Here is a 13,384-nt window from a genome sequence, read left to right on the forward strand (position 1 = left end):
GTCAGCGCGCCGGGCATGGCGGCTCGTCGATAGCGTGGGTTGTCAGGGGACGGTAGATATGGACATTGATCTTGTCCTTTAGTTCCCACAATTGTTCGGCAATCGGGCGATAGTCGGCGACCAGACCCTCGGCATAGCGTCCGATCGACGCCGTCATCTGGTGCCGCAGGCCGATCAGCACCGCCGCCTCGTCGGCGTTGAGCGCGACGCCCAGGTCCTTCAGTCCGCTCGCCTCGTACAGCTTGAGGCGCGTCAGATAGGGCAGCATCTGGCCCTGGATCTCCAGCAGCTCGCGCATCGTCGTTTCGAGCTTGGGATAATACAGGCGGCGGATCGTCGTGATGGTTTGCAGCAGCTCGTTTTCCAGCGTCGGGTCGCGCAGGAAGATCGAGGCCTTGACCGCCGTCAGCCGAACCTCCCCGAACAGCTCGGAGTCACGGTCGTGGAAATCGGCGGGGGCGAACTGCTGGGCCTCGGCGCGCATCGTCAGGTCGCCGACGCAGGATTGCAGAAAATACTCCCACTTCTCGACGGCGACGCGAAACTCGACCAGCTCGTCCTGCTCGTGCCCGCGCAGGCCCTGCTTGATCGCCAGCGAGGCATCGACGCGCTTCTCGATAGCGCCGAGCCGGGATTTGAGCGCCGCATCGAAGGCGCTGCGCCCGACATAGACGATGGCGGCAATCGCAATCAGCCAGAACGGCGCCGCCCAGATCGCTTTCGCAAGCTCCATCTCGGCACCCTCCGTGGCGGGACTACATGTGGATCGGCTTGCCTGTCACCGCCATCGCGGCTTCCTTCAGCGCCTCGGTATGCGTCGGATGCGCGTGGCAGGTCGCGGCGATATCCTCCGACGAGGCGCCGAACTCCATCGCCAGCGCGGCCTCGGCGATCATCGTGCCGGCGACCGCGCCGATGATGTGGACGCCGAGCACGCGGTCGGTCTTGGCATCGGCCAGCACCTTGACCATGCCGTCGGTGTCGCGGTTGGCCTTGGCGCGGCTATTGGCGCTGAACGGGAATTTGCCGACCTTGTAGTCGACGCCCGCGGCCTTGAGCTCCTCCTCGGTCTTGCCGACCGTGCCGACCTCGGGGTGGGTGTAGACCACCGCCGGGATGACGGCGTGATTGACCATACCGTTGCGGCCCGCGATGTTGTCGGCGCAGGCAATGCCCTCGTCCTCGGCCTTGTGTGCCAGCATCGGGCCCTCGACGACATCGCCGATCGCCCAGATGCCGGGGACGCTGGTCGAGAAGTCGGGGTTGATCGGCACGCGGCCGCGCTCCAGCTTCAGGCCGGTCGCATCGATGTTCAGCCCGTTGGTGTTCGGACGGCGACCGGTCGACAGCAGCACGATGTCGGCGGCGATCTCCTCGCGCTCGCCACCGGCGGTCGGCTCGACGACGACGATCGCACCGGCGCCTTCACGACGCGCCTCGACGACCTTGAGCGAGGTGCGCAGCTCCAGGCCCTGCTTCTGCAGGATGCGCGCGAACGCCTTGCCGATCTCGGCGTCCATCGCCGGGACGATCTGCGGTGCATATTCGATGACCGTGACCTTGGCACCCAGCCGCCGCCAGACCGAGCCCATCTCCAGGCCGATATAGCCGCCGCCGATGACCACCAGATGCTCCGGGATCTTCGGCAGGCTCAGTGCCTCGGTCGAGGTGATGATGACCTCGCCGTCGGGCGTCACGCCGTTCAGGCTGGCGACTTCCGAACCCGTCGCGATGATAAAGTTCTTCGCGGTGACGGTGCGGTCGCCGACCTTCAGCGTGTGTGCGTCGACGAACTCGCCGAGGCCCTTGATCCACTCGACCTTGTTCTTCTTGAACAGGAATTCGACACCGCCGGTCAACTCGCCGACCGCCTTGTCCTTCTCCGCCATCAAGGTGGGCAGGTCGATCGCGACGTCGCCGAAGGTGATTCCGAACTTCGCCAGATGGCCTTCCTTGGCCTCCTCGAAATATTCGGTGGCGTGGAGCAGCGACTTCGACGGGATGCAGCCGACGTTGAGGCAGGTGCCGCCGAGCCGCGAGTGCTTCTCGACGCAGGCGGTCTTCAGGCCGTTCTGGGCGGCGCGGATCGCAGCGACATAGCCGCCGGGACCCGAGCCGATCACCACCACGTCGAAATCGAAGTCGGTCATCAGGCTTCCTTACAGGTCGATCAGCAGGCGGGCCGGGTCCTCGATCGCTTCCTTGACGCGGACCAGGAAGGTCACGGCTTCGCGGCCGTCGACCAGGCGGTGGTCGTAGCTGAGTGCGAGGTACATCATCGGGCGGATGACGATCTGGCCGTCACGGACGACCGGGCGCTCTTCGATGCGGTGCATGCCGAGCACGCCCGACTGCGGCGTGTTGAGGATCGGCGTCGACATCAACGAGCCGAAGACGCCGCCGTTGGTGATCGTGAACGTGCCGCCCTGCATGTCCTCCAGCTTCAACTGGCCGGCGCCGGCGCGCTTGCCGAAGTCGCCGATGGCCTTTTCGGTCTGCGCGAAGGTCAGCTTGTCGGCGTTCTTCAGGACCGGCACGACGAGGCCACCCGGCGAGGATACCGCGATGCCGAGGTCGGCATAATCGCGGTAGACGATCTCGTCGCCTTCGATGGCGGCGTTGACCGAGGGGACGTCGCGCAGCGCCAGCGTCACGGCGTGGACGAAGAACGACATGAAGCCGAGGCGGACGCCGTGCTTCTTCTCGAACAGATCCTTGTAGCGGGCGCGGGCGGCCATCACCTGGGTCATGTCGACGTCGTTGAACGTCGTCAGCATCGCCGCGGTGTTCTGCGCTTCCTTCAGGCGGCGCGCGATGGTCTGGCGCAGGCGCGTCATGCGGACGCGCTCCTCCTTGCGGGTCGGCGCAGCATCGGTGGCGGCAGCGGCCGGAGCAGCGGCGCCGACGACCTTGGCGGTGCCGGCTTCGATCGCAGCGAGGACGTCGGCCTTGGTCAGGCGGCCTTCGAGCCCGGTGCCGGTGATCGACTTCCCATCGAGGTTATAGTCGCCGAGCAGGCGGCGGACGGCGGGGGCCATCGCGTCGTAAGGATCGGCGGCTGGAGCCGGCTCGGCCTTGGGCGCAGGCGCCTGGGCGCCGGGTGCAGGCACGTCGATCTTGGTCTCGACAGGCTTGGCAGCCTCGGGCGCAGGCTTCGGCGCCTCAGGAGCAGGCTTTGGTGCCTCCGCCGCGGGCTTGGCAGCGCTCTCGACCACGGCAGGCGTCGGTGCGGCAGCCTGTGCGGCACCACCGGCGGCGCCCTCGATCCGGGCGATGGTCGCGCCGATGACGACGGTGTCGCCGACCTTGACCAGCTGCTCGCCCATGATGCCGGCGACCGGCGACGGCACTTCGACCGCGACCTTGTCGGTTTCGAGGCTGACGATCGGCTCGTCAGCGGCGACCTTGTCGCCGGGGTTCTTCAGCCATTGGCCGACGGTGGCCTCGGTGATCGATTCGCCCAGCGCCGGGATGGTGACGTCGGTTGCCATGAGATTATCCTGCGTTCTGGGTCGACTTGAGGCCACCGCGGATCGCCGCGGTGACTTCGGAGCGGCTGGCGCCGAGCGCTTCCGCGATCAGCTTGGCCTGTTCGGCGTTGTGGCGGCGCATCAGGCCGGTGGCGGTCGCCGCGGCGGGCGCGCGCCCGGCATAGGTCGGACGCTTGCCGAGCGCGGTCTCGAGGTACGGCGCGACAAAGGTCCAGGCGCCGGCGTTCATCGGCTCCTCCTGGGCCCAGACGACTTCCTCCAGATTGGTGAAGCGCTTGGCATAGTCGGCGATGACGTCGCTCGGGAACGGGTACAGCTGCTCGACGCGGAGCAGGTAGATGTCGTCGCGGGCGTTCTTCTCGCGCGCTTCGAGCAGGTCGTAATAGACCTTGCCGCTGCACAGCACGAGCCGGCGGACCTGTTCGTCCGCGACCGGGTTGAGGTCGTCGAGGCAGCGGTGGAAGCTGGTGCCGGCGTCCATGTCGCCCAGCGTCGACACTGCCCGCTTGTGGCGCAGCAGCGACTTCGGCGTCATGATGATCAGCGGCTTGCGGAAGTCGCGCAGCATCTGGCGGCGCAGGACGTGGAAGTAATTGGCCGGCGTCGTGCAGTTGACGACCTGGAGATTGTCCTCGGCGCACAGTTGCAGGAAGCGCTCCATGCGTGCCGACGAATGCTCCGGCCCCTGCCCTTCGAAGCCGTGCGGCAGCAGCATCACCAGGCCATTGGCGCGCAGCCACTTGACCTCGCCCGACGCGATGAACTGGTCGATCATGACCTGCGCACCGTTGACGAAGTCGCCGAACTGGCCTTCCCAAAGCACCAGCGTCTTGGGGTCGGCGAGCGAATAGCCATACTCGAATCCGAGAACGCCGAACTCCGACAACGGGCTGTCGAGGACTTCGAACTTGGGATCGATCGCCTTCAGCGGCACGTACTTGCTGCCGTCGTCCTGGCTGACCCAGACCGAGTGGCGCTGGCTGAAGGTGCCGCGCCCGGAGTCCTGGCCCGACAGGCGGACGCCGTAGCCATCCTCCAGCAGGGTCCCGAACGCCAGCGCCTCGCCGGTCGCCCAGTCGATGTTCTCGCCGGCATCGAGCGTCGCGGCCTTGGCCTCGAGGATGCGCGCCAGCGTCTTGTGGATGGCAAAGGCCGGCGGCACGCTGGTCAGCGTCTTGCCGACGGTGCGCAGCTCGCCCGCCGCGACGCCGGTGACGGCAGCGCGGCGCCCGGTGACTTCTTCCTTGGGCTTGCCGAGGCCCGACCAGCGACCCTCGAACCAGTCGGCCTTGTTGGCCTTGAAGCCTGCAGCCGCCTCGAAGTCGCCTTCGAGCCGGGTGACGAACTGGTCGATGTTGTCCTTGTACCAGGCGGCGTCGATCACCCCCTCGGCGGTCAGGCGCTTGGCATACAGCTCGCTGACCGGCGGGTGGCCGGCGATCGCCTTGTACATCAGCGGCTGGGTGAAGCTCGGCTCGTCGCTCTCGTTATGGCCGAAGCGGCGGTAGCACCACATGTCGATGACGACGTCGCGCTTGAACGCCTGGCGGAACTCGGTGGCGACCTTGGTGACGAAGGTCACCGCCTCGGGATCATCGCCGTTGACGTGGAAGATCGGCGCCTGGACGATCTTGGCGACGTCGCTCGGGTACGGCGACGAGCGCGCGAACTGCGGGCTGGTGGTGAAGCCGACCTGGTTGTTGACGACGAAATGGATGGTGCCGCCGGTGTTGTAGCCGGGGACGCCCGAGAAGCCGAAGCACTCGGCGACGATGCCCTGCCCTGCGAACGCCGCGTCGCCGTGCATCAAAACAGGCAGCACCTGCTCGCGGTTCTGGTCGTTGCGAACCGTCTGGATGGCGCGGACCTTGCCGAGCACAACCGGGTCGACGGCCTCCAGGTGCGAGGGGTTCGGGGTCAGCGACAGATGGACCTTGTTGCCGTCGAACTCGCGGTCGGTCGAGGTGCCTAGGTGGTACTTAACGTCGCCCGAGCCGCCGACGTCGTCGGGATTGGCCGAGCCGCCCGAAAACTCGTGGAAGATGACGCGGAACGGCTTTTGCATGACGTTGCCGAGCATGTTGAGCCGGCCGCGGTGCGGCATGCCGAACACGACTTCCTGGATGCCGTTCTGGCCGCCGATCTTGATGATCGACTCCATCGCCGGGATCATCGATTCACCACCGTCGAGGCCGAAGCGCTTGGTGCCGACATATTTGCGGCCGAGGAAGCGTTCGAACTGCTCGGCTTCGATCAGCTTGTTGAGGATCGCCTTCTTGCCGAGTTCGGAGAACTGGATTTCCTTGTCGCGGCCTTCGATCCGGTCCTGGATGAAGCGACGCTCCTCGACGTCGTTGATATGCATGTACTCGACGCCGACGTTACCGCAGTAGTTGGCGCGCAGCACGGTCACCAGATCGCGGATGGTGGCGCTTTCCATGCCGAGATGGCCGCCGATATAGACTTCGCGGTCGAGGTCGCCCTCGTTGAAGCCGTGATATTCCGGCGTCAGGTCGGCGGGCAGCTCGCGCTTCGACAGCCCGAGCGGGTCGAGGTTGGCGGCAAGATGGCCACGCACCCGATAGGTGCGGATCAGCATCAGCGCGGCGATCGAATCCTGCGCGGCGCGACGGACGGCATCGGCATCGGGGGCAACGGCGGTGGGTGCAGCAGCGGCGGCAGCGGGCGCGACCGGCGCCCCGGCCTTGGGCTTGTCGGCCTTCGGCGGCAGCACGATGGTCGCGGCATCGAGCGACCGAGTCAGCTCGTCCCCGGCAACCACTGGCCAGTCGGCGCGACCCCATGATGGGCCGGCGCTATCCTCCGCCGTCGGCAGCAACGCCTCGTAATCCATTACGCGTCCTTCTCGCACTCGCCCGGCGATGTAGCGGCGCATGTCGCCAATGTCACCCGCTACGGACGCATGGCTCGCATGTTTACCGTTAGTGGCGCCCGGAACGAAAGTTCAATTCCAGCAGGATACCGTTCGGCTCGGTGACGAAGACCTGCTTGAGATCGCTCGCGACGACGTGATTGCAACGGTATGCGATGCCCAGCCGGTCGAGACGCGCCGTCATTGCATCATGGCCGCTGCAATCGAGCGCGACATGATCGAGCGGGCCGGTATCGCCGCTGCCCCGGGCCGGCGCTGAATCGAGATGAAACAGCGCGCGGCCGGTGCCGTCGTAGATCCAGGTATAGCGCGCCGGATCGAGTCCGCTGATCGGCGGTCCGGCGGTGAGCTCGAGCACGTCGGTGAAGAACCGCACCGTCTCGCTCATCGAGACAGTGCGGATATTGACGTGATCGAGCCCGTTGACAGTCACCCGCGGAGCAACTCCGCCAGCGTGGTGCCGAGTTGCGACGGCGAATCCGAGACGCGGATGCCGGCGCGCTTCATCGCCTCGATCTTGTCCTCGGCACCGCCCTTGCCACCGGCGACGATCGCACCGGCATGGCCCATGCGGCGGCCCGGAGGTGCCGTGCGCCCGGCGATGAAGCCGACCATCGGCTTCTTGACCTTGTTGAGGCGGATGAAGTCGGCTGCGTCCTCCTCGGCGGAGCCACCGATTTCGCCGATCATGATGATCGACGTGGTCAGCGGGTCGGCGAGGTAGAGTTCGAGGATGTCGATGAAGTCGGTGCCGTTGACGGGATCGCCGCCGATGCCGACCGCGCTGGTCTGGCCGAGGCCGACCGCAGTGGTCTGGTGGACCGCCTCATAGGTCAGCGTGCCGGAGCGCGAGACGACGCCGACCGAGCCCTTCATGAAGATGTTGCCCGGCATGATGCCGATCTTGCACTCGCCCGGCGTCATCACGCCCGGGCAGTTCGGCCCGATCAGGCGCGATTTGGAACCGCTGAGCGCGCGCTTGACCTTGACCATGTCGAGCACGGGAATCCCTTCCGTGATGCAGACGATCAGCGGGATCTCGGCGTCGATCGCCTCGAGGATGGCGTCGGCGGCGAAGGGCGGCGGCACGTAGACGACCGAGGCATCGGCGCCGGTACGCTCCTTGGCTTCCAGCACGGTGTTGAACACCGGCAGGTCGAGGTGGGTCGAGCCACCCTTACCCGGCGCGACGCCACCGACCATCTTGGTGCCGTACGCAATCGCGGCTTCGGAATGGAAGGTGCCCTGCTTGCCGGTGAAGCCCTGGCAGATGACCTTGGTGGCGGCGTTTACGAGAATCGACATCAGGCAGCCTTCTTCACTTCGGCGACGATCTTCGCCGCTGCGTCACCGAGATTGTCGCCCGAGATGATGGGCAGGCCCGAATTGGCCAGGATTTCCTTGCCGAGCTCGACGTTGGTGCCCTCGAGGCGGACGACCAGCGGCACGCTGAGGTTCACTTCCTTGGCCGCCGCAATGATGCCTTCCGCGATGATATCGCAGCGCATGATGCCGCCGAAGATGTTGACCAGGATGCCCTTCACGTTCGGATCGGACAGGATGATCTTGAACGCCGCGGTAACCTTCTCCTTGGTCGCGCCGCCGCCGACATCAAGGAAGTTGGCGGGCTCGGCACCGTTGAGCTTGATGATGTCCATCGTCGCCATCGCCAGGCCGGCGCCGTTGACCATGCAGCCGATGGTGCCGTCGAGCTTGATATAGCTGAGGTCGTAGTTCGAAGCCTCGACCTCGGCTGGGTCCTCCTCGGTCAGGTCGCGCAGGGCAACCAGGTCGGGGTGGCGGTACAGCGCGTTGCTGTCGAAGCCGACCTTGGCGTCGAGGACGAGCAGCTTGCCGTCCGTGGTGGTGGCCAGCGGGTTGATCTCGATCTGCGAGGCATCGGTGGCGACGAAGGCGTTGTAGACCTGCTCGACGACCGAGACGCACTGCTTGAACAGATCGCCCGACAGGCCGAGCGCGAAGGCGACGCTGCGGCCGTGGTGCGGCTGGATGCCGGCGGCGGGGTCGACGAGGAAGGTGTGGATGCGCTCGGGCGTGTCGTGCGCGACGGTCTCGATGTCCATGCCGCCCTCGGTCGAGGCGACCAGCGCGATCTCGCCCGAGGCCCGGTCGACGAGCAGTGCGAGATAGAACTCCTTGGCGATGTCGGCGCCGTCGGTCACGTAAAGCCGGTTGACCTGCTTGCCGTGCTCGCCGGTCTGGATGGTGACCAGCGTGTTGCCCAGCATGTCGGTCGCGGCGGCGCGAACCTCGTCGAGCGAGCGGGCGAGGCGGACGCCGCCCTTGGCCTCGGGTGGCAGCTCCTTGAACTTGCCCTTGCCGCGGCCACCGGCATGGATCTGCGACTTCACGACGAACAGCGGACCGGGCAGCTTGCCGGCGGCGGTGACGGCTTCCTCGACGGTCATCGCGGCGTAACCGATCGGGATCGGCACCCCGAACTTGGCGAGGACTTCCTTCGCCTGATATTCGTGGATGTTCATGCGAATGCCTCCATCGGGCTCAGCCCAAGCTTTTCGAACAGGCGGGTATCACGATCGACCCCGGGATTGGCAGTGGTCAGCAAGCGGTCGCCGACGAATATCGAATTGGCCCCGGCAAGGAAACACAGCGCCTGCGTCTCGTCGCTCATCGCCTCGCGGCCCGCGGACAGCCGGACCATCGCGTCGGGCATGGTGATGCGGGCGACCGCCACAGTGCGCGCGAACTCGATGCCGTCGATGGCGGGCGCGGCGCCCGACAGGATGGCGTCGCCCAGCGGCGTCCCGGCGATCGGCACCAGGCCGTTGATCGGCACGCTGCCCGGATGCTCGGGCATCGTCGCCAGCGTCGCGATCAGGCCGATGCGATCCTCGCGGCTCTCGCCCATGCCGATGATGCCGCCGCAGCACACGCCGATGCCCGCCCCGCGAACGTTCGCCACGGTGTCGAGCCGGTCGTCATAGGTCCGCGTCGTCACGACATCGGCATAGAACTCGCGCGAAGTGTCGATGTTGTGGTTGTAATAATCCAGCCCGGCCTCGGCCAGCACCGCCGTCTGTGCCGGGCTGAGCATGCCCAGCGTCATGCACGTCTCCAGCCCAAGCGCGCGGACCCCGGTGACCATCGCCGCCAGCGCCGGCAGGTCGCGGTCCTTGGGGTTCTTCCACGCCGCGCCCATGCAGAAGCGCGACGCCCCGCCGTCACGGGCGCGCGTCGCCTCGGCGATGACCTCGGCAACCGGCATCAGCTTGTCGGCCTTGACCCCGGTCATGAAGTTCACCGACTGCGCACAATATCCGCAATCCTCCGGGCAACCGCCGGTCTTGATCGACAGCAGCTGCGACTTCTGCACCTTGGTCGGGTCGAACCGCGCCCGGTGCACCGTCTGGGCGCGAAACATCAGCTCGACGAACGGCAGGTCGAACAGCCCGGCGATCTCCAGCCGGGTCCAGTCGTTGCGCACCACCGGGGCAGCTCCCAGGCTCACGCCAGCGAGCCGTCGATCGCCTTGCAGGCCACCAGCAGTTCCTTGACCGCTTCGACCGAGACGTCGAGGTTGCCCTTGGCTTCGTCATCGAGGGCGATCTCGACGATCTGCTCGACGCCGCCGGCACCGATGACGACCGGCACGCCGACGTACAGATTGTCGATGCCGTACTGGCCGGTCAGGTGGGCGGCGGCCGGGAGCAGGCGCTTCTGGTCGTACAGATAGGCCTCGGCCATCGCGATGCCGCTGGTCGCCGGGGCGTAATAGGCCGAGCCGGTCTTGAGCAGGCCGACGATCTCGCCGCCGCCGGAGCGGGTGCGGGCGACGATCGCGTCGATGCGCGCCTGCGTCGAGCGGCCCATCTTGATCAGGTCAGGGACCGGGATGCCCGAGACGGTCGAGTAGGAGATGACCGGGACCATCGTGTCGCCGTGGCCGCCGAGCACGAAGCTGGTGACATCCTTGACCGAAACCTGGAACTCCTCGGCGAGGAAGTGGCTGAAGCGCGACGAATCGAGCACGCCCGCCATGCCGACGACCATGTTGTGCGGCAGGCCGGAGAATTCGCGCAGCGCCCAGACCATCGCGTCGAGCGGGTTGGTGATGCAGATCACGAAGGCGCCGGGGGCGTTGGCGGCGATGCCCTCGCCGACGGCCTTCATGACCTTGAGGTTGATGCCGAGCAGGTCGTCGCGGCTCATGCCTGGCTTGCGCGCCACGCCGGCGGTGACGATGATGACGTCGGCGCCGGCGATGTCGGCATAGTCGTTGGTCCCGGTGATCTTGCCGGCAAAGCCTTCGACCGGACCGCACTGCGACAGGTCGAGCGCCTTGCCCTGCGGCACGCCCTCGACGACGTCGAACAGCACCACGTCGCCAAGCTCCTTGAGCGCGGCGAGATGCGCCAGCGTCCCACCGATGTTGCCGGCGCCGATGAGGGCGATCTTGTTGCGTGCCATGTCGAATATCTCCGTGTCGGCGCGGGGGCGCGGATGGGGGCGATGAGGGTGCGGGCGGGGGATAGCCCGGTTGCCGCGCCCCCGCAACCGTGACAGGCTTTGCTTTTGAGAGGAGCTTCGACGGATGGACAGGGTACGCGCGGCACGCGGCGCGACGGTGGCGGGTATTGCCACGCTGGTACTGAGCTGGTGGTTCACCACCCAGGCCGCGGTGGCGTGCAGCGACGGCGGCCCGGTCAGCGCCACCAGTGCACTCGGCGCGTTCCAGATGGCGCGCAACCCCGAGGCGGTCAGCGCCGCGATCGGCTGCACCGAGCGACTGCACGTGCTCAACAGCATGAATCGCGCCGATTTGATCGCCTTCATCCCGAGCTATGGCCTGCTGGTCGTGCTGGCGACGGTGGCGCTGGCGAGCGGGCGGCTGCGGCGCGTGGCGCTGCTGTTGTTCGGTATCGCGCTGCTCGGCGATGTCGTCGAGACGGCGACGCAATTGTGGATCGGCGGGCGCTGGCCGTTCGTCACACAGCCGATGATGGGTCTGCTGGCGGCGGGCAGCGCGGCCAAGTTCGCCGGGCTGTCGGTCGGTTGCGGCGCGTTGGGGCTGGCGATGCTCCAGCATCTGCGCGGCATGACGCGCTGGCTCGGGCTGGGGGTCGCGGTGTTCGGGCTGCTCGGGCTGACGGTGTTCGTCAAGACCGGCGCGCCGTTCCTGTCGCTGGCGATCCTGCTGCTCGTCGCGGCGTGCGCGATCAATGCGCGGCGGCGAAAGGTGGAGGTGAGCTGAGGCCGCAAAACACGACCGTCATCCCGGCGAAGGCCGGGACCCATTCAGCGCCCGCTTCGTGATCGCGAACCGACCCATAAACGAGCTGAATGGGTCCCGGCCTTCGCCGGGATGACAAAGCAGAACTCAGCCTAACCCATGCCCCTGCGACAGATACTCCGCCGACTGCATCTCCATCAGTCGCGACACCGTCCGCTCGAACTCGAATGCGCCGTCGCCCTCCGGGTACAGCTCGGCCGGTGGCACGTCGGCGGCGACCAGCAGATTGACGTGGTACTCGTACAACGTGTCGATCAGCGTGACGAAGCGCGCCGCGTCGTTGCGCTGGTCGGGTGACAGTCGAGGGACGCCGACGATCAGCACGGTATGATATTTGCGCGCCACCGCCAGGTAATCCGCGGTCCCCAGCGCCTGCTTGCACAGCCGCGCGAACGAGAACACCGCGACGCCTTTAAGCGACTTGGGCACGAACAGCGTCCGCCCGCCCGGCACCGGGATCGTCTCCGACGGCACGTTCCCGCTGTCGTCGGGCGAGAAGTCGGTCATCCGGAAGAACGCCGCGCGCATCGCGTCGGTCGCCTCGGGGCCGTTCGGCGTGAACCAGGTCGGCCCGCCACCCAGCCGCGCCATGCGATAGTCGGTCGGACCGTTGAGCCCGATGACCTCCAGCTTGCTCTCCAGCAGCGCGATGAACGGCAGGAACAGCTGGCGGTTGAGGCCGTCCTTGTACAGGTCGTGCGGCGGCCGGTTGCTGGTCGTGACGATCGTCACCCCGGCCTCGAACAGCGCCGTGAACAGCCGCGACATGATCGCTGCGTCGGCGACATCGCGGACCTGCATCTCGTCGAAGCACAACAGCCGCGCCGACGCCGCGACATCGGCGGCGACGGCGGGGATCGGGTCCTCGTTCGACGACGCGCGGTGACGGTGGATGTCGGCGTGGATCTCCAGCATGAACTCGTTGAAGTGGACGCGCCGCTTCGGCTGGACCGTCGCATGCGCGAAGAACAGGTCCATCAGCATCGACTTGCCGCGCCCGACGCCGCCCCACAGGTAGATGCCCTTGGGCGGCTCCGGCGGCTTACCGAACAGGCGGGTCAGCAGCCCCGACTTGTGCTGGACCGCCAGCGCACGACGCAGCGCGAACAGGCGGTTCGCCGCCGACGCCTGTTCCGGATCGGGCCGCAGCTCGCCGGCCGCGACCAGTGCATCATAGGCCGAGCGTGAGTCTGGCAAACTTCAGTCTCCGGCCGCGCTGGGGGTCGGTGGCACCGGCGCGCCGGGTGGCCGCGTGATCTTGCGCATCGTGCCCGTGAACGAGCAGACGATGGTGTCGCCCTGCTTGAGCAGGCCGCGCACGAACAGCATCTTGCCGGTTTCCTTGAGGATCTCGCCGGTCGCGTCGATCGGCTCGCCGACGATGCCGCCGCTCAGGAAATCGGTGGCGCACGACAGCGTCACCGCGCCGCTTTTCTGCAGCTGGGGAAAGATGAAGGCGAACATCGACATGTCGATGAACGACATCAGGAAGCCGCCGTGCAGGAAGCCGAGGCCGTTGGAATGGCGGCGGTCGGTCGGCATCCGGCATTCGACCGTGCCGTTGGGCATCGGGCGGAAGTAGAAGTCGCCGAGCAGGTCGTGGAAGCGGCCCTGGTTGGCGCGGGGCCAGCGGTGCCAACCGGCGAAATCGCCGTCGTCAATGGGTTCAGGAGGAGGCATGCGCCTGCGTTAAGCTGCCGCGCCTGCGAAGGAAAGCCCTTGTGGCGC

12 protein-coding genes are annotated in these 13,384 nt (G+C 66.9%); 1 reads left to right on the forward strand and 11 read right to left on the reverse strand.

Features of this window, described 5'->3' with window-relative positions; translation table 11 throughout:
* Position 1: 1 nt before the first annotated feature.
* The 9 genes from ACOFKW_RS16665 to mdh form a co-directional block, all read right to left on the reverse strand.
* Positions 2-733 carry a hypothetical protein gene (locus ACOFKW_RS16665; protein WP_419815246.1) on the reverse strand — a complete coding sequence of 244 codons (732 nt, stop codon included), beginning with the start codon at positions 731-733 and terminating at the stop codon, positions 2-4.
* Positions 734-755: 22 nt separating this feature from the next.
* Positions 756-2,150 carry a dihydrolipoyl dehydrogenase gene (gene lpdA, locus ACOFKW_RS16670; RefSeq protein WP_419815247.1) on the reverse strand — a complete coding sequence of 465 codons (1,395 nt, stop codon included), beginning with the start codon at positions 2,148-2,150 and terminating at the stop codon, positions 756-758.
* Positions 2,151-2,159: 9 nt separating this feature from the next.
* Positions 2,160-3,491, reverse strand: coding sequence for a 2-oxoglutarate dehydrogenase complex dihydrolipoyllysine-residue succinyltransferase (odhB, locus tag ACOFKW_RS16675; protein ID WP_419815248.1), 1,332 nt, complete (start codon positions 3,489-3,491; stop codon positions 2,160-2,162).
* A 4-nt stretch (positions 3,492-3,495) separates the two neighbouring features.
* Positions 3,496-6,345: a 2-oxoglutarate dehydrogenase E1 component gene (locus ACOFKW_RS16680; protein ID WP_419815249.1), complete on the reverse strand. Its 2,850-nt coding sequence runs from the start codon at positions 6,343-6,345 to the stop codon at positions 3,496-3,498.
* Between the two features lie 88 nt (positions 6,346-6,433).
* Positions 6,434-6,817: a VOC family protein gene (locus tag ACOFKW_RS16685; RefSeq protein ID WP_419815250.1), complete on the reverse strand. Its 384-nt coding sequence runs from the start codon at positions 6,815-6,817 to the stop codon at positions 6,434-6,436.
* Complete coding sequence (gene sucD, locus ACOFKW_RS16690) at positions 6,814-7,689, reverse strand: succinate--CoA ligase subunit alpha (RefSeq protein ID WP_419815251.1); 876 nt, start codon at positions 7,687-7,689, stop codon at positions 6,814-6,816. Before sucD ends, ACOFKW_RS16685 begins: the two co-directional genes overlap by 4 nt.
* A complete protein-coding gene (gene sucC / locus ACOFKW_RS16695; RefSeq protein WP_419815252.1) occupies positions 7,689-8,888 on the reverse strand; it encodes an ADP-forming succinate--CoA ligase subunit beta in 1,200 nt (399 codons plus the stop codon). Before sucC ends, sucD begins: the two co-directional genes overlap by 1 nt.
* Positions 8,885-9,874, reverse strand: coding sequence for a biotin synthase BioB (bioB, locus tag ACOFKW_RS16700; protein WP_419815253.1), 990 nt, complete (start codon positions 9,872-9,874; stop codon positions 8,885-8,887). The genes sucC and bioB overlap by 4 nt, the downstream gene beginning before the upstream one ends.
* The gene (mdh, locus tag ACOFKW_RS16705) at positions 9,871-10,833 is read right to left on the reverse strand and encodes a malate dehydrogenase (protein WP_419815254.1); all 963 of its coding nucleotides are present in this window, start codon (positions 10,831-10,833) and stop codon (positions 9,871-9,873) included. The genes bioB and mdh overlap by 4 nt, the downstream gene beginning before the upstream one ends.
* Positions 10,834-10,957: 124 nt before the next feature.
* Between mdh and ACOFKW_RS16710 the strand changes: the two genes are divergently transcribed.
* Positions 10,958-11,617, forward strand: coding sequence for a hypothetical protein (locus ACOFKW_RS16710; protein ID WP_419815255.1), 660 nt, complete (start codon positions 10,958-10,960; stop codon positions 11,615-11,617).
* Between the two features lie 126 nt (positions 11,618-11,743).
* Here the strand turns inward: ACOFKW_RS16710 and zapE are convergent, their stop codons facing one another.
* Entirely contained in the window at positions 11,744-12,853 is a 1,110-nt protein-coding gene (gene zapE, locus ACOFKW_RS16715) for a cell division protein ZapE (RefSeq protein ID WP_419815256.1), read from the reverse strand.
* 3 nt (positions 12,854-12,856) lie between these two features.
* The gene (locus ACOFKW_RS16720; RefSeq protein WP_419815257.1) at positions 12,857-13,336 is read right to left on the reverse strand and encodes a PaaI family thioesterase; all 480 of its coding nucleotides are present in this window, start codon (positions 13,334-13,336) and stop codon (positions 12,857-12,859) included.
* Positions 13,337-13,384 lie beyond the last annotated feature (48 nt).

The organism is Glacieibacterium sp. (assembly GCF_965200405.1).
Lineage (GTDB): Bacteria > Pseudomonadota > Alphaproteobacteria > Sphingomonadales > Sphingomonadaceae > Glacieibacterium.

What these genes read in the sequence shown, in the direction of transcription:
- ACOFKW_RS16665 (WP_419815246.1), bottom strand. Translation starts at nt 733, where the DNA reads ATGGAGCTTGCGAAAGCGATCTGGGCGGCGCCGTTCTGGCTGATTGCG.
- lpdA (WP_419815247.1), bottom strand. Translation starts at nt 2,150, where the DNA reads ATGACCGACTTCGATTTCGACGTGGTGGTGATCGGCTCGGGTCCCGGC.
- odhB (WP_419815248.1), bottom strand. Translation starts at nt 3,491, where the DNA reads ATGGCAACCGACGTCACCATCCCGGCGCTGGGCGAATCGATCACCGAG.
- ACOFKW_RS16680 (WP_419815249.1), bottom strand. Translation starts at nt 6,345, where the DNA reads ATGGATTACGAGGCGTTGCTGCCGACGGCGGAGGATAGCGCCGGCCCA.
- sucD (WP_419815251.1), bottom strand. Translation starts at nt 7,689, where the DNA reads ATGTCGATTCTCGTAAACGCCGCCACCAAGGTCATCTGCCAGGGCTTC.
- sucC (WP_419815252.1), bottom strand. Translation starts at nt 8,888, where the DNA reads ATGAACATCCACGAATATCAGGCGAAGGAAGTCCTCGCCAAGTTCGGG.
- mdh (WP_419815254.1), bottom strand. Translation starts at nt 10,833, where the DNA reads ATGGCACGCAACAAGATCGCCCTCATCGGCGCCGGCAACATCGGTGGG.
- ACOFKW_RS16710 (WP_419815255.1), top strand. Translation starts at nt 10,958, where the DNA reads ATGGACAGGGTACGCGCGGCACGCGGCGCGACGGTGGCGGGTATTGCC.
- ACOFKW_RS16720 (WP_419815257.1), bottom strand. Translation starts at nt 13,336, where the DNA reads ATGCCTCCTCCTGAACCCATTGACGACGGCGATTTCGCCGGTTGGCAC.